The sequence below is a fragment of the Halovivax ruber XH-70 genome (assembly GCF_000328525.1).
Taxonomy (GTDB): domain Archaea; phylum Halobacteriota; class Halobacteria; order Halobacteriales; family Natrialbaceae; genus Halovivax; species Halovivax ruber.
In genome coordinates, this window is record NC_019964.1 from 1,277,285 (window position 1) to 1,296,740 (window position 19,456).

At 64.5% G+C, this 19,456-nt stretch carries 20 protein-coding genes; 10 read left to right on the top strand and 10 right to left on the bottom strand.

Going from position 1 to position 19,456, the window contains the following annotated elements; translation table 11 throughout:
• Nucleotides 1-164: 164 nt before the first annotated feature.
• Nucleotides 165-323 carry a DUF7559 family protein gene (locus tag HALRU_RS15630; protein ID WP_007697305.1) on the bottom strand — a complete coding sequence of 53 codons (159 nt, stop codon included), beginning with the start codon at nucleotides 321-323 and terminating at the stop codon, nucleotides 165-167.
• Nucleotides 324-536: 213 nt separating this feature from the next.
• Between HALRU_RS15630 and HALRU_RS05955 the strand changes: the two genes are divergently transcribed.
• Both HALRU_RS05955 and HALRU_RS05960 read left to right on the top strand, forming a co-directional pair.
• Nucleotides 537-2,249: a radical SAM protein gene (locus tag HALRU_RS05955; protein WP_015300500.1), complete on the top strand. Its 1,713-nt coding sequence runs from the start codon at nucleotides 537-539 to the stop codon at nucleotides 2,247-2,249.
• 92 nt (nucleotides 2,250-2,341) lie between these two features.
• A complete protein-coding gene (locus HALRU_RS05960) occupies nucleotides 2,342-2,746 on the top strand; it encodes a TRAM domain-containing protein (protein WP_015300501.1) in 405 nt (134 codons plus the stop codon).
• 100 nt (nucleotides 2,747-2,846) lie between these two features.
• Here HALRU_RS05960 and HALRU_RS05965 read toward each other — a convergent pair whose 3' ends face one another.
• From HALRU_RS05965 to HALRU_RS05975, 3 genes are read right to left on the bottom strand one after another with little or no spacing between them, the layout of a single operon-like run.
• Nucleotides 2,847-3,611 carry a YkgJ family cysteine cluster protein gene (locus tag HALRU_RS05965; RefSeq protein ID WP_015300502.1) on the bottom strand — a complete coding sequence of 255 codons (765 nt, stop codon included), beginning with the start codon at nucleotides 3,609-3,611 and terminating at the stop codon, nucleotides 2,847-2,849.
• Nucleotides 3,612-3,648: 37 nt separating this feature from the next.
• Complete coding sequence (locus HALRU_RS05970) at nucleotides 3,649-4,443, bottom strand: MBL fold metallo-hydrolase (RefSeq protein ID WP_015300503.1); 795 nt, start codon at nucleotides 4,441-4,443, stop codon at nucleotides 3,649-3,651.
• Between the two features lie 31 nt (nucleotides 4,444-4,474).
• A complete protein-coding gene (locus tag HALRU_RS05975; RefSeq protein WP_015300504.1) occupies nucleotides 4,475-4,765 on the bottom strand; it encodes a MarR family transcriptional regulator in 291 nt (96 codons plus the stop codon).
• Between the two features lie 323 nt (nucleotides 4,766-5,088).
• On the opposite strand from HALRU_RS05975, the gene HALRU_RS05980 reads away from it, so the two are divergent.
• A complete protein-coding gene (locus HALRU_RS05980; protein ID WP_015300505.1) occupies nucleotides 5,089-5,808 on the top strand; it encodes a class I SAM-dependent methyltransferase in 720 nt (239 codons plus the stop codon).
• A gap of 71 nt (nucleotides 5,809-5,879) precedes the next feature.
• Nucleotides 5,880-6,776: a glycosyltransferase family 2 protein gene (locus HALRU_RS05985; protein WP_015300506.1), complete on the top strand. Its 897-nt coding sequence runs from the start codon at nucleotides 5,880-5,882 to the stop codon at nucleotides 6,774-6,776.
• 92 nt (nucleotides 6,777-6,868) lie between these two features.
• Here the strand turns inward: HALRU_RS05985 and HALRU_RS05990 are convergent, their stop codons facing one another.
• Both HALRU_RS05990 and HALRU_RS05995 read right to left on the bottom strand, forming a co-directional pair.
• A complete protein-coding gene (locus HALRU_RS05990) occupies nucleotides 6,869-7,654 on the bottom strand; it encodes an enoyl-CoA hydratase/isomerase family protein (protein WP_015300507.1) in 786 nt (261 codons plus the stop codon).
• Between the two features lie 167 nt (nucleotides 7,655-7,821).
• On the bottom strand, nucleotides 7,822-8,637 hold the full coding sequence (locus HALRU_RS05995; protein WP_015300508.1) for an amidohydrolase family protein: 816 nt from the start codon (nucleotides 8,635-8,637) through the stop codon (nucleotides 7,822-7,824).
• 287 nt (nucleotides 8,638-8,924) lie between these two features.
• Between HALRU_RS05995 and thsA the strand changes: the two genes are divergently transcribed.
• A complete protein-coding gene (thsA, locus tag HALRU_RS06000) occupies nucleotides 8,925-10,469 on the top strand; it encodes a thermosome subunit alpha (RefSeq protein WP_148680637.1) in 1,545 nt (514 codons plus the stop codon).
• Between the two features lie 77 nt (nucleotides 10,470-10,546).
• Here thsA and HALRU_RS06005 read toward each other — a convergent pair whose 3' ends face one another.
• Both HALRU_RS06005 and HALRU_RS06010 read right to left on the bottom strand, forming a co-directional pair.
• Nucleotides 10,547-11,305 (bottom strand): SAM hydrolase/SAM-dependent halogenase family protein, encoded by a 759-nt coding sequence (locus HALRU_RS06005; protein WP_015300510.1) that lies wholly within the window; start codon nucleotides 11,303-11,305, stop codon nucleotides 10,547-10,549.
• 75 nt (nucleotides 11,306-11,380) lie between these two features.
• The gene (locus tag HALRU_RS06010) at nucleotides 11,381-11,968 is read right to left on the bottom strand and encodes a hypothetical protein (RefSeq protein WP_148680454.1); all 588 of its coding nucleotides are present in this window, start codon (nucleotides 11,966-11,968) and stop codon (nucleotides 11,381-11,383) included.
• Nucleotides 11,969-12,194: 226 nt separating this feature from the next.
• On the opposite strand from HALRU_RS06010, the gene HALRU_RS06015 reads away from it, so the two are divergent.
• A complete protein-coding gene (locus HALRU_RS06015; RefSeq protein ID WP_015300511.1) occupies nucleotides 12,195-13,049 on the top strand; it encodes a 3-hydroxyacyl-CoA dehydrogenase family protein in 855 nt (284 codons plus the stop codon).
• A 106-nt stretch (nucleotides 13,050-13,155) separates the two neighbouring features.
• Here HALRU_RS06015 and HALRU_RS06020 read toward each other — a convergent pair whose 3' ends face one another.
• Nucleotides 13,156-14,208 (bottom strand): phytoene/squalene synthase family protein, encoded by a 1,053-nt coding sequence (locus HALRU_RS06020; RefSeq protein WP_015300512.1) that lies wholly within the window; start codon nucleotides 14,206-14,208, stop codon nucleotides 13,156-13,158.
• 160 nt (nucleotides 14,209-14,368) lie between these two features.
• On the opposite strand from HALRU_RS06020, the gene HALRU_RS06025 reads away from it, so the two are divergent.
• Both HALRU_RS06025 and HALRU_RS06030 read left to right on the top strand, forming a co-directional pair.
• Complete coding sequence (locus tag HALRU_RS06025) at nucleotides 14,369-15,541, top strand: acyl-CoA dehydrogenase (protein WP_015300513.1); 1,173 nt, start codon at nucleotides 14,369-14,371, stop codon at nucleotides 15,539-15,541.
• A gap of 261 nt (nucleotides 15,542-15,802) precedes the next feature.
• The gene (locus HALRU_RS06030) at nucleotides 15,803-17,107 is read left to right on the top strand and encodes a digeranylgeranylglycerophospholipid reductase (protein WP_015300514.1); all 1,305 of its coding nucleotides are present in this window, start codon (nucleotides 15,803-15,805) and stop codon (nucleotides 17,105-17,107) included.
• 74 nt (nucleotides 17,108-17,181) lie between these two features.
• Here HALRU_RS06030 and HALRU_RS06035 read toward each other — a convergent pair whose 3' ends face one another.
• On the bottom strand, nucleotides 17,182-17,457 hold the full coding sequence (locus HALRU_RS06035) for a PadR family transcriptional regulator (protein ID WP_015300515.1): 276 nt from the start codon (nucleotides 17,455-17,457) through the stop codon (nucleotides 17,182-17,184).
• 122 nt (nucleotides 17,458-17,579) lie between these two features.
• Between HALRU_RS06035 and HALRU_RS06040 the strand changes: the two genes are divergently transcribed.
• Together HALRU_RS06040 and HALRU_RS06045 are read left to right on the top strand one after the other, a co-directional pair.
• Nucleotides 17,580-17,867 (top strand): DUF7111 family protein, encoded by a 288-nt coding sequence (locus HALRU_RS06040; protein ID WP_015300516.1) that lies wholly within the window; start codon nucleotides 17,580-17,582, stop codon nucleotides 17,865-17,867.
• Between the two features lie 137 nt (nucleotides 17,868-18,004).
• Nucleotides 18,005-19,438: a heme o synthase gene (locus HALRU_RS06045; protein WP_015300517.1), complete on the top strand. Its 1,434-nt coding sequence runs from the start codon at nucleotides 18,005-18,007 to the stop codon at nucleotides 19,436-19,438.
• Nucleotides 19,439-19,456: the final 18 nt, after the last annotated feature.

Here is a 19,456-nt window from a genome sequence, read left to right on the forward strand (position 1 = left end):
CCCCAATTATATCTCTTGTGTTCGGACAAAATAATCGTCAGACGTTCGGGCCGTTGATCCCATCGACTGGGCCCGTGTAACGGCTCGGTGTCTTCGGATTCTGCGTAACGGAATGCACAAACGAGCGCGTGGTGGGTCCCCGACAACTGCGGGTTCGACTCACTCTAGAGTTCGATCTGTTCGAGCGACTCGGTTTCGCCACAGACTGGACAGGAGACCGTGGCTGGGTCGTGATCGTCCGGTCGATCGTAGGTGTAGTGGAGTTCGAACATGTCCAGAAAACACTCGTCGTTCGGACAGCGGACTTCGGCGGTTGATGGCATGTCACTCCCTTGGGACCGGTCGCCCTTAGCCACTGGGATGACGTCCACGGCTGTCCGGTTTCGGTGATCGTGGAGGGCAGCGTGGTTGCGGTCGGTGAGATGTGAACGTGATGGGTACGTAACGGTGCCCGTACTGGACATCAGTACCACGCCAGGGCCCGGCGACGGTGCTGGTCAGACAGCGTTTTCCCGCTCGGGTCAGTACGAAGTGGCATGACCGACCCCGAGACGCTCTCCGTGACGCTCGTCGATGGCTACGTCGACGAACCGGCTCACTTCGGGGTACCGCCGTATATTTCGACGTATCCGCGATACACGGCCGGTGCGCTCGTCGACGCCGGTGTGCCGGCCGAGGGGATCACGTATCACACGATCGACGGGCTTCGAGACGAGCCGTCTCGCTGGCGTGACGTCGACGAAGCGGATCTGCTGATCTACCTGGGTGGGATCACCGTCCCCGGCAAGTACGTCGGGGGGACGCCAGCCGAACCCGACGAAGTGAAAGAACTCGCCTGGACGGCGAACGGAACGACGCTGATGGGCGGCCCCGTCAAGTTCGGCGTCGGCGACGCCAACGAGGGAGCGATCGAGACCGAACGGCAGGACCTCGACTTCGACTTCGTCGCGAAAGGCGACGTCGAGGCGGCCGCGTACGACCTCGTCGAGAACGAACTGGAGGGATTCGGCGATCGGATGCGCGACGTCTCGGAAGTGACGCGCTGGGCGCGCCAGGGTGCCTTCGTCGTCGAACAGCACCCGAACCATCCCGAGTACCTGATCTGCGAACTCGAGACCTCGCGCGGCTGTGCCTACCGCTGTTCGTTTTGCACGGAACCGCTGTACGGCGACCCGACGTTCCGGCCGCCGGAGACCGTCGTCGACGAAGTCGACGCGCTCTCGGCGTACGGCGTCTCCCACTTCCGCCTCGGACGACAGGCGGATATGCTCGCATACGGCGGCGACGGTGAGGCACCCAACCCCGACGCGCTGGAGGCCCTGTACGGCGGTATCCGTGAGGTCGCTCCCGACTTAGAGACGCTCCACCTCGATAACATCAATCCGGTGACGATCGCCCGCTGGCCCGAGGCCGCCCGCCGCAGCCTCGAGATCATCGCCCGGTACAACACGCCGGGGGATACGGCTGCGTTCGGTCTGGAATCGGCCGATCCGGTCGTTCAGGAGGCGAACAATCTGGCGGTTTCGACCGAGGAGTGTCTCGAGGCGGTTCGCATCGTCAACGAGGCCGGCGGCTGGCGACCCGGCGAGGATCCGGCGGAGGCCCCGACGTTCGGGGACGATGCGGCCAATCGCTTGCCGAAGTTGCTCCCCGGAATCAACCTCGTCCACGGGTTGCAGGGCGAACGCCCGGAGACCTACGAGCACAATCTCGACTTTCTCCACCGTGTCTACGACGAGGGACTGCTCCTGCGACGCGTGAACATCCGCCAGGTGATGGCGTTCGCCGGGACGGAGATGTCGGAGACGGGCGCGGACATCGCGATCGAGCACAAACAGCAGTTCAAACCGTACAAACGCCAGGTCCGCGAGGAGATCGACAACCCGATGCTACAGCGGCTGGCGCCCCCGGGAACCGTGCTCCCCGACGTCCATCTCGAGTACCACCAGGACGGCAAGACGTTCGGCCGCCAGCTCGGCACGTACCCGCTCCTGGTCGCGATCCCGGGCGAGCGATCGCTCGGACAGACGCTGGACGTCGCTATCGTCGACCACGGGTATCGCTCTGTGACCGGCGTCCCACATCCGCTCGATCTCAACGAGGCGTCGCTCGACGAACTCGAAGTGATCCCCGGAATCGGCCGTTCTCGGGCCGGTGACATCGTGGTCAACCGTCCGTACTCGTCGGTCGCCGACTTAGACGTCGGCGACGATCTCGACCTCTCCCCGTTCACTGTCGCCTCGCAGTGAGGCCGTTGGCGCCGGAGACTCCTCGGTTCACGGCCTGGGTTGCCGGTAGAACTATTAGGGTCGATCTGTACTGGCCACGTGAGGGTTTACCTGTGGAAATCTCTGAAAAGTTACTGTGTCTGTTCAGCACGGATATTTCCGAAGAGGACGACCGGTACGTCATCGAGGTACCGAAACACGAGATCGAGACCGGCGACGTCGATCCGGACTCGATCTATCGCGTCGCCCTGATCGCTCGCGAGTCGGCCGAGTCGACCGACTCGGTGAGTACGACACCGACGTCGAATCCCGGCGAACCCCGACCCCCGGTCGAGATCGGCGAGACGCGATACGTCGAAATCGAGGATATCGGCAAACAGGGCGACGGCATCGCTCGTGTCGAGCGCGGCTACGTCATCATCGTCCCCGGTGCCGACGTCGGCGAACGCGTCAAGGTCGAGGTGAGTGAGGTCAAGTCGAACTTCGCTGTCGGCGAGATCATCGAAGAGACGTTCTAATCTGTCGGTCCACACCGGTCGTTGCCACCAGATCGACGCCGCCGGGCGTGCTCCGGACGAGGGGGTGGATCGGGTGGCCGCGACGACAGCGCAGCAGTAGCTAGTCGAGATCTCTCTGTACTGGCCGTCCATCGGGCCGTTTTGCCCCTTCGGAGTCGTGGACGACAACCCCGTCGACCTTCTCTCGAGGTTCGTAGGTGTCCGTGACGGCGATGGCCTCTTCCAGTTCGGTGATCGCACGTTCTCGTAACGCTCGAGCCATCGATTCGGCCGCGTCCCGATCCATCGATCGACCGAGCCCCTCACACTCGTGGGCCCGGACGAGTCCTGCCTCGTCGACCGCGTCGCCGAGCGGTTGCGTCGTGCCGTCGAGCGCGATGCTGAACGGGTAGGTCTGACAGATGAGCGGGCGATCCTCGTGGATGGTACAGCCACCCTCGCCGCTTCCCCCGTCGTAAAACGCGCAGTCGCCGCAGGCGTCGGTCTGTAGTGCCCACTCGAACGTCTCGCCGCTCGTCGTTCCGTCGTCGTTCGTCTCGAGACCGAACGGCATCGGCCGGGCGACGTCACGCCAGTCGACAGGTCGGTCGCCACCGTCTGCATCCGCGAGGCTCTCGCGTATCGTTCTGACCTCGTCGGGGAAGACGGTGGCCGTGTGGGGCGACGTGTCGGCGTCCCCGCCTGCCGTGTCTCCACCGCAGTCGGTCTCCGAACGGCAGCAGGCGCCGCAGTGGGTGCACTCGAACCCGATCGACTGGACAGCGTCCGCGATCTCTGCGACGGAGAGTGACCGTGCGCGTTCGAGTGCATCTTCGAGCGAGGTTGATGCGGGCTCACCGTCGCTCGTGTCGTCCGGGTCGCTCACGACTGTACGTACGCCGCGATGGGCAAAAGTCCGCCGTTCACCGGTCCGTCAGCATCGCCGTCGATCCGTCCCACGACAGCTCGCCGTCCGCTGTGAGTTTCTCGAGGTGGGCGACGACGGTGGCACGTGCGAGGTCGCTGACGCCGGTCAGGTCCTTCTCGTAGGCGTTTTCGAGAATCTCCTCCGGTTTCCTCGCACCCTGCTCGACGGCGTCTTTGATCCGTCGTTCTCGCCGTTCCCGGTGGGTGACGAGCCGATCGATCGTCCCCTCTGGATCCTCGATCGGCGGCCCGTGGCCCGGCAGCAAGGTCGGTGGGTCGAGTGCGCGAAGCCGCTGTAGCGAGGCGAGATACGCTCGCATGTCCGCACCCTCGCCACCGACGACCACGCTGCCGTCACGAACGGCACAGTCGCCACAGCAGACCGGCCCGTCGTCGCCGACGACCAGCCCGACGTGATCCGGGGCGTGCCCTGGCAGCGCCACGATGCGTACGGTCCCGTCGCCCACCGTGAGACGATCGCCGTCGGTGAACGTGTCGTCGGGCGGGCGACCGGTGGCTCGCTCGAAGCGAGATTCGGCTCTATCGAGGGCCCAGCAGGTCACGGGTCGATCGATGTGTGTCGCGTAGTGGTCGACTGCGCCGACGTGGTCTGGGTGTGCGTGTGTCACGACGATGTGTTCGACCCCGCGTTCGCGAACCAGTTCGTCGAGCGTCTCACTGCTGTCGGCGGGATCGACCAGTATCGCCGGCTCCCGACCGAGAACGTACGCGTTCGTTCGACCGTCCGGAGCCCGTGTGTCCGTCGGGATCGCGCTGCGGACGACGTCCATATCTCGCCGTAGTCTCAGGGCGAGGAAGTGTCTATCGGCCCGGCGCGATGGTCCGGAAGTAGACGAGTTTTCTGGCGTCGTCGAAACTGTGTCGAGAGCCGACCAGTCCGACGTCCTCGAGGCGGTTCAGCGCGTACCGAACCGTCCGGTCGGGAAGCAACGTTTCCTCGACGAGTTCTCCCTGGGCGAGGGGTTCGTCGGTTTCGAGCACTTTCGCGACGAGCTTCGCACTCGGTGGAAGGTCACGCAATCGGTCGCGGTATTCGGTCGGGGTCAGTCCCTCGGTGGCCTGCGGGCGTTCACTCGGGGTACGAGTGCTCATGTCTGACAGCGCGCCGTCGGTGTTGGTAAAGGTTCTCCCTATTGAGGTCCATATTATTTATGCTGTTTAATGTATATTAGGTCGGTTAATCCAGGTGGTGAAATCCGGGGCAGTGCGACTGGTGGGTGCGGTGGTTGGCCGTGATAGGTGGAGGCGTGGAAGAGGAACGGATTCTCCGTGACAGGTGGTAGAGGGGGAGGCGGATCCCTGTGGAGTGTCGGATCAATTCACGTCGCCCGCCGGTCACTCGGGAGGGAGTCACCGACGGTGTCGGGCCGAGTCCAGTATTGTTTTATCCCCCGGGGAAGCTATCAGCCACTAGCGTGAAGGGACAGGAGTGGTACCAGGCCGACGACGTCGCCGCTGAGTACGACGATAAACGGTTCTCGAGAGGTGGACAGCTCATCGACTTCAGGGAAAAGGCCGCCGTGTTGGACGCGCTCTCCCCGCTCGAGGACAAACGTGTGCTGGAAATCGCCTGTGGGACCGGTCGGTTTACCGTGATGCTCGCCGATCGCGGCGCCGACGTCGTGGGACTCGATATTTCCGCCGCGATGCTCCAGCAAGGTCGGAAGAAGGCTCAGGCTGCGGGCGTCGCGGACAATCTGGAGTTCCTCCGTGGCGACGCCGGGCGACTGCCGTTCCCGGACGACCACTTCGATACCGTCGTCGCGATGCGGTTTTTCCACCTCGCGGACGATCCGCACGCGTTCTTACAGGAGATGCGACGGGTGAGTCGCGGCCAGATCGTCTTCGATACGTTCAACCGCTATTCGACCCGCAGCATCTACAACTGGGCGCTGCCGATGGGATCGCGCCTCTACTCCGCGCGGGAGGTACACGCGCTCCTCGAGGCGAACGACCTGTCGTTGTCCAACGTCTCGGACGATTTCCTCCTGCCGTACGGGCTGTATCGAATTACGCCGAACGTGCTCGCGTCGCCGCTACGGTCGCTGGATCGCCTCCTCGGCAACGCTCCCTTCGTCGATCGACTCTCGTCAGTCTCGTACTGGGATGCGACAGTGGACGAGCCTGTCGAGTAACCACCAGATTGGGGCCCTGACTGCGATCCGAGGCGGCGAATTTATACACCCCCGCCGTCAGATTGTTCGCTATGAAGCTCTCGGTCGTCCTCTCGACACTCAACAACCGGGAGCGACTCTGTGCGGCGCTCGACGAACTGGCGACCGTCCTTGGGGCTGACGACGAAGTGATCGTCGTCAACGGCCCCTCGACGGACGGGACGACCGGGACGATCCGGGCCCGCGACGACGTGGACGTGCTCGTCGAGATCTCGGAACGGAGCCAGAGTGTCTCTCGAAACGCCGGGCTCGATCACGTCCGTGGCGATGCAGTCGCCTTCCTCGACGATGCGTGTCTCGTGGAATCTGGCTGGCGCGACGGCATCGAGACGGCCCTCTCGGCAGGTGCCGACGTCGTCACTGGCCCCGTCACCGGAAACCCCGACCGGTCGGAGGTCATGGAGGTGTTCGTCGTCGCCGGTCGGGCCGTGACGCCGATTCCTGGCAACAACGTCGCGTTTTCTGGGCCCGTCCTCGACTGTCTCGACGGATTCGACGAGTATCTCGATCCCGGGAGTACGGTCGACTGTGCACACCGGCTTGCAGACGGTGACTTCGACGTCGTCTCGTCGGGGGACATGACGGTCCGGTGGGCCGGCGAATCGCCCGAAGGGGAAGCGGCGGAGTGGGGGAAACGATACCGGTCGATCGGCTATCGGCTGGCGAAAAATTACGGGATCCACCCAGCTATTCTGGCCCGGACTCTCGGCAGGGCGTTACTCGACGGGTTCGACGACGCCCGTTGTGTCCTCCGTGGTGAGACAGCACTCACGGGGTGGGTTAGAAACGGCGTCGACGTAACGTCGAACGCCCTCGTTGGGCTTCGAGACGGCCTCAAAGCGCGATACAGGGGCGATTCACCCCGGCGGAATCCCCGCGGCGTCTCGAGTCGCCAGGACCGGGCAGTCCAGGTGTACGACCGGCGGTGACGTGGGCGGATACTGGCACGCCGGAGGAATGTTCAGTGGCGAGCGGCCGGCACTCACTTCGTCTCGATCGACTGGCGGTTCCTCGACCGGCGTCACTCGCCAGTGAACTCCGGGTCGCGATCCTCGATGTGGGCAGCGACCCCTTCGGTGACGTCTCGCGTGTCCCTGAGCGTCTCCCCGAGTGAGCGTTCGTACGCGAGCCCACGCTCTAGCGGCATTTCTAACGCGGCAGCGAGCGCCTTCTTGGCGTTCTGGATCGCCAGTGGTGCCTTCTCGGCGATGTCGTCCGCGAGCGCTCTCGCGCAGTCGTCGACGGTGCCCGGGTCGCAGACCTCGTGGACGAGCCCGATCCGTTCGGCTTCGTCGGGATCGATGTAGTCGCCGGTCAGGACAAGTTCCGTCGCCTTCGAGAGCCCGATCAATCTCGGGAGGCGTTGCGTCCCACCACCCTGGGGAAACAGCCCCATATTCGTCTCCACGAGTCCGTACGTCGCGTCGCTCCCCAGCACACGGAGGTCACAGGCGAGCGTGAGTTCGAACGCGGTCGCCGGGGCAGCGCCCTTGATGCCCGCGACGACGGGCTGGCGGACGGATTCGACGAGCGAGAGCAACTGTGGGAACGCGTCGTCGCTGATCGGGTCCGACTCCGCACGCTGGCTGACCAGTTCGAGATCCATTCCGGCCGAGAAGACCGGTCCTTCTCCGAGGAGGGTGATGGCTCGGATGTCGTCGTCGGCGTCGAGTCGACGAAAGGCCTCGGTGAGGTCCTTGACGAGGTCTGTCGTCATCGCGTTTCGTTTCCCCGGGCGGGACAGGTAGACGTCCGCCCGGTGTCCGGCACGCTGGATCGCTGCGAGGCCACTTCCCACTGATCGCATACTCGGACGGTCTAACCCACCACTCTTAAATCTCCCCGACGGTCCATCGATTCCATCGCGGGACTGCCAGACCGGGCGGCCTCTCAGGGCTCGGTGAGAAGAAGCGTGTGATGTCCGTTTCAGGCTGGTTTCGCACCATCACGGGGACGTAGCCCAGCGTGGGGAACTCATTCGAGGGCTGTGATGACACGGACGGCGTTTTTCGAGAACGCCCGGGTGAGTTTATCGGCGGAGACGTCGAGCGTCAACAGTTCCATGACGGCCACGTTCGGGTGACTCGCTGGTGTACCGCTGCCGAAGAGGACACGGTCGGGGTGTTCTCTGAGCGCCCGTTCGAGTTGATCACGATAGCGCACGAGGCTCGTATCGACGTAACAGCCGTCGTAGGTGTCGAGGAGCTCGATCATCTCGTCCATGAGTCCTCGTTGTAACGGGTGACCACCGAAGTGACCGACGATGATCGGGAACGATCGGTCCAGAAGCGTCGTCGCGAGTTCGCTGGGGGGTGCGTCGATACCACCCGAGACGACGACCGGGAGGCCGACGTCTTCGAGCGTCGAGAGGACGGTCTCGTCGGGCACCCCGTCGATCGCGGGATCCAGCGTAAAGCCGTGGAATCGGTCGTCGTAGGCGTATTGCTCGACGTCTTCGGGGTCGACGTGATACTCCTTGCGGCGACTGATCGCGTTCGTGAGTCGACTCCTGGGGTCGTCACCGATCGACCGGTGGCCGTTGATCCGGGCGAACGCGACGAACGGGCGATCGACGCTCAATCGGGCGACACCATTGTTTGCCTGCAGGTAGCTCGCCTCCGGTCGTGGGGTCGGACTCACGATGGCGCGGACGATTCCCGCCTGATGCATCTCCCGTTCGAGTCGGTCCGGGGAGACCGGTCTCCCTCGATCGCGATAGGCAGACTCTCGCTCCGGAGTCAGTCTCGCGTTGACGTCGACCACTCGGAACCCGTGCTCCAGCTCCAGCATTCACCAGACCGTTTGGTCCCCCCACATATCGGACTACCGGCTGTCGTGAGTCAGTGAGTGAGAGAGTGTCTATGTGTGTCTGTGTGCGGTCCGCTCACGACTGATCGAGTAGGAGGGGATCGACCTGTCTCGTCCCCACTGAACGACCCATGTCGATCCTCCTCTGTCACTGTCTACCAATCGCAAGAGGGAGACGATTCCGAGGGAAACGCTTATATAGAAGTGCTGATGATACATTTAGTGAGGCATACACCATGGCACAACAGCAACGCATGGGTGGACAACCGATGTTCATCCTCAACGAGGACAGTCAGCGAACGGAGGGTCGCGACGCCCAGTCGTCGAACATCATGGCCGGGAAGGCGGTCGCCGAATCGGTCCGGACGACACTCGGCCCCCGCGGCATGGACAAGATGCTCGTCGACTCGGGTGGCGAGGTCGTCATCACGAACGACGGTGCGACGATTCTGGAGGAGATGGACATCGAACATCCCGCAGCCCAGATGATCGTCGAAGTCTCCGAGACCCAGGAAGCCGAGGTCGGTGACGGGACCACGACCGCGGCCGTCATCGCTGGCAATCTCCTCGCCGAGGCCGAAGACCTCCTCGAACAGGACGTCCACGCGACGACCATCGTCGAAGGCTACCACGAGGCCGCGCGCATCGCCCTCGACGCCATCGAGGATCAGGTACTCGACGTCGAGGTCGACGACGAACTGCTCGCCCAGGTCGGCAAGTCGAGCATGACGGGCAAAGGAACCGGCGGCCTCACCCCGGCCGAGCTCGCCGAGACCGTCGTCACCGCGATCGGTCACGTCGCCGACGACGATCGCGTTCGCCGCGACGACGTCTCCGTCTACACGCAGGTCGGCGCCTCTTCGAGTGCAACCGAACTGGTCGAGGGCATCGTTCTCGACGAGGAGCCGGCTAACGACGCTATGCCATCGACCGTCGAGGACGCCGACATCGCGATCCTCGACGTCGCGCTGGAGATTCAGACCGGCGAGATCGACGCGGAGTACGCGATCGACTCCATCGATCAGCTCAACGCGGCACTCGACGCCGAGGAGAGCGAACTGCGCGGCTACGCCGAGGAGATCGTCGACTCCGGCGTGGACGTCGTCTTCAATACGGACGACGTCGACGACCGCGTCGCCTCGTTCCTGGCGAACGAAGGCGTCCTCGTCTTCGAAGGCCTCGGGAACTCGGACGCGCGCAAGATCGCGTCGGCCACCGGCGCTCGTCGCGTCGGCGCGCTCGAGGACCTGGACGCCGAGGACTTCGGCCACGCCGACCGGATCCGGACGGACTCCTACGGCGACGACGACCTCGCCTTCGTCGAGGGCGGTGCTGCGGCCGAGGCCGTCACCGTCTTCGTGCGCGGCGGCACCGACCACATCGTCGACGAACTCGAACGCGCGGTCGGTGACGCCCTGGACGTCGTCGCGACCGCCCGCGAGTCCGGGGAGGTCGTCCCCGGCGCCGGCGCCAGCGAGATCGCCATCGCCGACCGCATCCGTTCCAAGGCGGCCGGCATCGAAGGCCGCAGTCAGCTCGCCGTCAACGCCTTCGCCGACGCCATCGACGTGATCCCGCGCACGCTCGCCTCGAACACCGGTCGCGATCCGATCGACACACTGGTCGATCTCCGCGCCGAACACGAGTCCGAGGGCCGCGCCGGCCTCGTCACCGACGGCGAGACGGTCACGATCGCCGACCCCGTCGAACACGGCGTCGTCGATCCCGCCGACGTCAAGCGCGAGGCGATCGAGAGCGCGGCCGAGGCCGCGACGATGATCGCGCGCATCGACGACGTCATCGCCGCCGAATAACGACTCCGAACGCCGCTCGTCGCTGCTCCGTCTCCAATATTTTTCTCCTCGTCGCGTTTGGGGTCTCGAGCACGGGGTCAGTCCCAGGTGAGGGTGACCGAGTCTCCCGCGGTCACGTCGAACGCGTCCTCGCCGCGCCCTCGATTGACGGCGAGTTCGACGAGGCCGTGACTGCCGGAGAGTACGACGGGATCGCCTGGATCGACGGCGTCGAAGGTTCGGCCGACAACGACTGTCGAATCGCCGACGTGAACCGCCTCACGCCCATCGAGCACCTCGCCGGGAACGTTCGTCACGCAGTTGCCGAACTCGTCGACGATCAGGACCGCACCGCGGGCTCGGGTGGACTCGACCTGTGGCTCGGGGAGCTGGTACGCCACCGGATCGTCGATCGGCGTGAGTCCGTCGATCGCGGCGAGGTCGTTCCAGTCGTGGTCGTGTACCGTTGCAGCCATCGGCGCGAAGACGTCTCGACCGTGAAACGTGTGTTCCTCGGCGTCCGCGTCGTCGATCGCGAACCACTCGACGGACTCGCTTCCGGCGAGTCGACGGGCGATAGGATCGAGGATTCCGTTGTCGGGTCCGACGAGGACGTGTTCGCCGGCGGCACAGACGAGTGCCCGTCGATCCGTCCGTACCCCGGGATCGACGACGATGACGTGGACTGCAGGCGGAAAGGACGGGAGAATCTCCCGCAGCCAGAAGGCGCCGGCGCGAACGTCCTGCCTGGGAAGGTCGTGTGTGACGTCCACGACGCGTGCGTCGCTCTGACTGTAGATGACCCCGGCCATCGCGGCCGGGTACAGCGAGCCGCAGTCTGAAGCGAGTGTGATCATACGACGAGGAAGTATCCGTGTCCGCTTGAGACTGTGGTCGTGCTCGGGTCCTTCCGCAGTCGCCTCACTGGTGGCTCACTCGCGAAGCAGTTCGCGTGCGTTGTGGCGCCAGGTGCGTACGTGCAACACGTCGAGGTCGAGAACAGCGGCGACTTCGCCAGCGTGGATCGTTGCCAGCCGTTCGGCCGAGACGATCCCGGCTTCGGCGAGCTGCTCGGCGTTGGAGTCACCGACCCCAGTCACGGTGGTCACCGGTGTGGGCCGAGGATACGGCCGTTCGTCGGGCGTTTCGGTCGTGGTCGGGATCGATCGCTCGCCCGCGTGTTCGAACCCCTGCCAGTCCTCGTCCGCGCTGGCGGCGATCCAGGCTCGCTCTGCGTCGCCCAGTCCGGAGACGGCCTCCGATCGATCGTCGAGGTCTCCCTCGGTCTGAAACGACCAGGGCAGGGAGAAGGTGCGTCGCAGGGCCTCTGCCGCCGAATCCTCTAGTCCGCCATCGAGGAGCTGCCGGTAGGAGTACTCCTTCTCCGCGACACCCGCCGGATCGATCCCGACGGACTCGAGATCGGCTGGCTCGACGCCTGCGTCCTCGAGGCGGGCCCGCTCGTCGGCCTCGAGTGGTCGGACGCTCGGTGTCTCGACGACGTCGTTTTCGCTCGCCATACAGGTTGTCTGACCCTGACGGTCGGTCACCTAAAACGTTACTCTCCCGGCGCCCCTTGAACGAGCAGCTGATCGACAGCCACTGGTTCAGGCTGTCGTTGAACGGCGCAATCGGGTGCCGCATCGGCCACTCTCCGGTACGCGATCCAGCAGGTTCTACATCATCGCCAACCGACGACCACGTCGGATCGTCACCGTAATGAGATTGTCGCTGGAACGTCGAGGTATGATTCGAGACGAGCTCGACCGGATCGGCGTCGTCGGTGCAGGAACGATGGGCAGCGGCATCGCCCAGGTGGCGGCGACCGGCGGCTACGACGTCGTGATGCGAGATATCGAACGCGAGTACGTCGACAACGGGTTCGAGACGATCGAGGACAGTCTCGGTCGCCTCGCCGAGCGGGACGCGCTCCCGGACGATCCACAGACGATTCGCGACCGGATCGAGGGAACGACGGACCTGGCGGACCTGGCCGATTGTGACGTCGTCATCGAGGCCGCCCTCGAGAAACTCGACGTCAAGCGAGACATTTTCGCCGACCTCGAAGCGGCCTGTGACGACGACGTCGTGCTCGCGACGAACACGAGCACGCTGTCGATCACGTCGATCGCCGGCGACCTCGATCGTCCGGAGCGCGTCGTCGGCCTGCACTTCATGAACCCCGTCCCGATCATGGAGGGTGTGGAGGTCGTGGTCGGCGAGAAGACCGTCGACGACGCCGTCGAACTGGCACACGACCTGGCCGCGGACCTGGGAAAGACGACCTGGGAGTCCGACGACAAACCGGGCTTCGTCACGAACCGCATCCTCATGCCGTGGATCAACGAGGGCATCCGCGCCTTCGACGAGGGCGTCGCTTCGAAGGAGGACATCGACGCCGGCATGGAACTGGGCACGAACGTTCCGATGGGCCCGCTCACCCTCGCCGATCACATCGGTCTCGACATCTGTCTCCACGCGTCGGAGACGCTGCACGAGGAACTCGGCGACCGGTACAAGCCGGCGTACCTCCTGAAGCGCAAGGTCGAGGCCGGCGATCTCGGGAAGAAGACGGGCGAAGGGTTCTACGTGTACGACTGATACGTCTCACGAAGGGGCCGGCGCTTCGCGATCGGTGTCTTTCGTCCGTCGGTGCGTGTCGTCCCTCGTTACATTCTCACGCCGCGCGTGAACAGGTCGTCACGACTTACCGATGAAGGGGTTCCGACGCCATCGTCTGGCGCAGTTCGTCGAGTTCCCCTCGAGAAACGCCAGAATCGAACCGCTGGATCACGGCGTAGACTTCTTCGCGAGGTAGTTTGACGTCCCCCGTTCGAACGACGTCTTCCGACCGCTGGCGCAGTTCTCGGAGGGTCCCGACCGCGAGCAGATACGGAATCGCCCAGGCGGAGAGGGTGTTTCCGTGGTGCTCGGGGACGATCTCGAGGTAGCGGTGCGCGCCGTCGAGATAGTGCTCAGCCCGGTCGACGACGCGACGGACGACCGTGGTCACACCCTGGTGGTTGTCGGTGTCGGTGACGGCGTCGGACGCGACTGCCTCCTCGGCGAGCCATTCGGCCGGGAGATAGACGTTGTTTTCCTCGTGATAGTCCGACTGGACGTCTTTCGCGATATTGACGAGCTGTAGCAGCAGGGCGAACGATCGCGCGTTGTCCCTGAGTTCCGCGGCGCGTTCGGAGGGGATGTCACGGACGAGGAGTTCCGTGATGAGCGTCCCGACGGTGCCGGCGGCGTACCAGCAATATTCTTCGAGTTCGTCTATCGTCTGGAGACGAAGCCCACCCTCGTCGGCGTAGCGCTCGGTGAACATCGCCATGCCGCCGACGAGTTCCCGGATCGGGTCGCGCATGAGCTCGCGGGGTTCGTCGTCGAGGGTCTCGAACGCTCGAAGAACTCGCGAGGTCTCTGCGACGACCGTCCAGTCGGCGGATCGCTCGTCCGGCTCCGGGAGCCACGGGCTGACCGCGTCCACGAACTGGTCGACGGTGTACTCGTCGGTCGGATCCAGCAGTCTATCGTACTCGGTGAGGAGGTCGGACTGGGCGGCCGGGGGAACGTGGCCGGCATCTTCGATCGTATCGGCAATCCGACAGAGGAGGTAGCCGACGCAGATCTGGCGTGCCATCGGCTCCTCGAGGCGGTCGATAGTGATCGAGAAGGTCCTCGAGACGCCGTGGACCGCGTCGAAACACCAGTCGAGATCGGACGACAGTGCTGGTGAAGGGGAACCGGAACTCATCTGGTTGCTGGACGTACGGGCCTGGGTGGGAAAAACCTCCGGGGCGAGCCACGGCGTAGACGATCCGGTTACTGACAACGGTGCGGGTAAAGCGGTCCTCACCAGTGTCGAGCGCGGCCCGATTGATAACTGTAAAGGAGAGCGGCCCGCTACCGGGCGTATGGATTTCACGCTCTCACCGGAGCAACGCCAGATCCGTGACATGGTCGCGGAGTTCGTCGACGAGGAGGTCGTCCCGCGTGCAGCTGAGATCGACCACGAGGACGCGTTCCCCGACGATCTCGTCACCGAGATGGGCGAGCTCGGATTGATGGGGATGCCGTTCCCCGAGGAGTACGGTGGCGCCGGACTCGACTACCACTCCTACGCGATCGGGCTCGAGGAGATCTCTCGTGGCTCCGGTGGACTCGGGACCATCGTCGCCGCACACACCTCGCTCGCGGGGAACATGCTCTACGAGTTCGGGGACGAGTCCCAGAAAGAACAGTACCTGACGCCGCTTGCGGAGGGCCAGGACGTCGGTGCGTTCGCGCTGTCCGAACCCGGAGCGGGAAGCGACGTCCCCGCGATGGAGACCACCGCGGAGCCGGTCGGCGACGGTGCAGACGACGCCGATGCTGAGCCCGATGCGTACCGCTTGAACGGCGGCAAGCTCTGGATCTCGAACGGATCCGAGTCGGAGACGGTCACGGTCTTCGCGAAGACCGACCCGGACGCGGGCAACAAAGGCATCTCGTCGTTCGTCGTCCGCCCGTCTGAAGACGACGGCTTCTACGTGGAGGGAACGGAGGACAAACTCGGCGACAAGGGCTGTCCGACCGCCGAACTCAGGTTCGACGACCTGGAGATTCCCGCCGACCGACGCCTCGGCGACGAGGGTGACGGGTTCGTACAGGCACTCAAGACACTGAACGGCGGCCGCATCACGATCGCCGCTCGCGGGGTCGGCATCGCCCGGGCGGCGTTCGAGGAGGCTCGCGATTATGCATCCGACCGCGAACAGTTCGGCCAGCCGATCGGGGAGTTCCAGGCGATCAAGCACAAACTCGCCGACATGGACACGAAGATTCAGGCCGCGAAACTCCTGATGCACAAGGCGGCGGACAACAAGATCCGTGGTGAAGACTACATCAAGGAGGCCGCCCAGGCGAAACTCTACGCCAGCGAGGTCTCGCGAGAGGTGGCCAACGAGGGCATCCAGATCCACGGCGGCTACGGCTACACGAAGGACTTCCCCGCCGAACGCTTCTACCGCGACGCGAAACTCAACGAGATCTACGAAGGAACGAGCGAAGTCCTGCGGAACACGATCGGCGATCGACTGCTCGAGTGACCTGCTCGACAGGCCCAACTGGATCGACCGACAATTTGTGTGTGTGATCCCGCTTGATCTCAGTTCTCCGATCGAAGCTCGGAAACTGTCTGTGGTTATGGATGCTGTTCGTGTCAACGAACGGGGTTGAGTCTGGACTGGGACGGACCGTAACACTCGCCGAGACGCGTCCGTAGCGACTGACATTCTCGCTGCAGTGACGAACAGGGTCTCGGATCGATTCACCAAGACTCATTATACAGGCTGGATAAGTATTCGCTAATGAGCGAACAGTACGACGTAATCGTGGCGGGCGCTGGGCCCGCAGGCGCCCAGTGTGCCCGCGACCTGGCGACACGGGGGTACGACGTGGTCGTCCTCGAGACGGAGAGCGAGGACGCCTTCCCCACGACCAGTAACAAGTCGACGGCCGGGACGTTCCCGTCGATGATCACCTCGTTCGGCGTCCCCGACGACGTCGTGATGAACTTCACCGACAAGGTCGTTCTCGAGTCGCCGAACAATCACTACACGCGGCACCATCCGGGTGCGGTGCTCGAATTCGCCGACTTCAAGCAGTGGCTCGTCGAGGATGGACGCGAAGCGGGCGCCGAGTACCGATTCGACGCACGCGTTACCGGCCCCGTGATGGAGAACGGCCAGATCGCGGGCGTCGAGTACAACGGCTCCGAGGAAGTCCGCGCCGAGATCACGATCGACGCGACGGGACCCAGCGCGCCGCTCGCGAAAGCGCTGAACGTGAGCGAACTCGAACGCGAAAACCACGCCATCGGCATCGAGTACGAACTCACCGGCGTCGACCTGAATCACGCCGACTACGGTGACCTCACCGACGCGATGATGCTCCGGCTCGATCACGACCTCGCCCCCGGCGGTTACTCCTGGATCTTCCACACGGGCGAGGACGAGGCCAAGGTCGGTCTCTGCTACATCCAGAACGACAGTCACCGCCAGAACGCCCGCGAGAACTTCTCCGTCGACGACTATATGGAGTACTGGCTGGACCGAGATCCCCGGTTCGCGGACGCCGAGCGCAAGGAAGGCGTCCAGCACCGCGGTTCCGCGCACATCCAGATGCCCGGCGACCTCTCGACGGATCGCTTCATGGCGATCGGCGACACGGTCCCGTCCATCGATCCGATCTGGGGGGAGGGTATCCACAAGGGCATGAAGTCGGCACGCGCGGCCGCCATCACCGTCGAGGCCGCCCTCGACAAGGGGATGACCGACACGAGCGCCGAGCAGATGAGTATCTACGATCGGCTCTGGCATCGTGACGTCGCACCCAACCAGCGCCGACGCCTCCTGATGACCGAACTGCTCTATCTGGCCGACAACGACCGATACGATCGGTTCATGGAGGACCTCCACGGGATGGACGAGGCGACGATGCGCAAGTTGAACAACGGGAATCCGCTCGCGGTCGCGGACCTGCTTCACTTCGACGACAGAGCGCTGCTCACCGAATTCATCCGGGACAAAGTCGCCATCGACTTCGACGGCTTCCTTCCGAAACCGTTCAACAAGCGCCGGAGTAACGCGTCGGCGGCCTTCGAGTTCGACTGACGCGTCGATCTACCGACCCGCGTTCTTCGAGTGGTTCGTTCTGTCGCTCCCGGTGAGAAAGCACTATGCGTCGGTCACGCCGTCTGTTCCGTGAGCCACGAGACGTGTTCGTCGAGTCGCTCCTGGCCGGCGTCGGTGAGTGCGTACACGTCGTGGAGGCCGTCCGTCCGCTTTTCGACGAATCCGGCATCGACCAGCGCGGAGAGCGAACCGTAGAAGCCGCTGGGGTCGATCCGCTGCCCGTAGTGCGATTCGAGTGCGGATTTCACCTGTTGGCCGCGCCGTCCCTCGGAGCCGGCGAGCAGGTAACAGATGTCGCGCCGCCGGCCGCTCTGGAGCCACCTGGACATACTGGACTCTCACGCGAGCGTCGTGTCGGTTGTTTCGGTTTCGGCCGGTCGCAGCTACCCGCGCGATCGAGCGGCTGTTGGCTATCGACAGGTTCCCGTATCTCGGCGAGTGAAGAGAGCGTATGACCGATGACGCGGTCACGATACGGGAACACGGGATCGTCGCGACGTACCACGAGACCGACGCCGAGCGGATCCTCACGTTCGAGGCCGAATCGGGCGACGGGACGGCGGCCATCGCCCAGAACATCGACGGGTACGCGATGTTGAAGGTCCGCACGGCATCCGACGGTGACGAACTCGAACGCTATTACGGGTTCGACATGGCGCTCGATCACGTCGGAGAGCGCCTCGCTGTCGCGCCAACTGCGCTTCCGGTTCCGGAGCAAGCGAGCGATATGGGGATGTAGATACCCCGGAAGGCGCCTCCACCCGCGAGGCGTTCTCTCTCTCTCTCTCTCTCTCTCTCTCTCTCTCTCTCCGGTCGAGACCCCGCCACGAAAGCGGGACCCCTAAGTAACGCCGGCCGAAGTACTCCGTACGAACCGTGACTTCAGCCCGTTTCCCGTCGCCGATCGAGAGCACCTCGCGATTTACGGGGCTCCTCGCGGCGACGGCCCTTGGCGTCTATCTACTGATTCTCGTTGGGGCGACGACGTCAATCACCGAGGCCGCTGCCTCGTGTTCGACCTGGCCCGGGTGTGGCCAGCCAGTCGATCCGATTACCGAGACCGAACTGGCGATCGCCCTGGGACACCGGATCGCCGCACTTGTCGTCGCCGGCCTCGTTCTCGTCTCGACGGCGGTCGCCTGGCTCGGCGACAGCTCCCGACGTGTTCGCTACACACTCTCGTTCGGGCTCGTCCTCTACGGCGTTCAGATCGCCGTCGGAGCCGTGACGGCGACGATGGGGCCGGACGCGATCGTTCCCGGACTCCACCTCGGGCTCGGCGTGGTCGTCTTCGGTGCCGTCGTCCTCGCACTCGCCTGGGACCTGGAACTGACCACGGGAACGGCGGAGTCGATCGATCGGTCTGTCGCCACGACACCTGCCGAACCCGTCGTCGACGCCACGGAGACGGCCGGACGAACGCTCCCCGAGAGCCGCCTCGGACGCGTTCGCCTCCTCGCGAAAGCCTACCTCTCGATGACCAAACCACGATTGATGTGGCTCCTCTGTCTCGTCGCCGCGGCCGGGATGGCACTCGCTGCCGGCCCCGCCCTCGACGCGGGGACCGTCGTGGCGACACTCTCCGGCGGGGTGCTCGCGATCGGGGCGTCGGGCACGTTCAATCACGTCCTCGAACGAGACGTCGATCGGCGCATGAATCGGACGTCGGATCGACCCCTGGCGCTGGATCTCGTCCCTGTCAGAAACGCCATCCTGTTCGGCTTCCTCCTCGCGGGCGCCTCGCTCTCGATCTTTCTCACCGTCAACGTCCTGGCGGCCGCACTCGGACTGCTCGCGATCGCATTCTACAGCGTCGTTTACACGCTGGTGTTGAAACCCAACACGGTCCAGAATACGGTTATCGGTGGCTTCGCCGGTGCGCTCCCGGCGCTCATCGGCTGGGCGGCCGTCACGAACGAGATCGGTGTGCCCGCTCTCGCGCTCGCAGGACTCATCTTCCTCTGGACGCCGGCGCACTTCTACAACCTGGCGCTGGCCTACCGTGACGACTACGAGCGCGGCGGTTTCCCGATGCTGTCGGTCGTTCGCGGTGAAACTGTCACGCGAAAACACATCGTCTACTACCTCGGAGCGACCCTCGTCGGCGCCGCCGGCCTCGCCTGGGTCACCGACCTCGGTGCCATCTACGCGGGAGCCGTCGCCGTCTTCGGGGCGATCTTCCTCTGGGCGGCCGTGGAACTACACTTCACCCAGACCGAACGCGCGGCGATGCGCACCTTCCACGCCTCGAACGCCTTCCTCGGCGCCGTCCTCGTCTCGATTCTCGTCGACGCGATGCTCGTCCTGTGACCGGTGACGATCGACGTT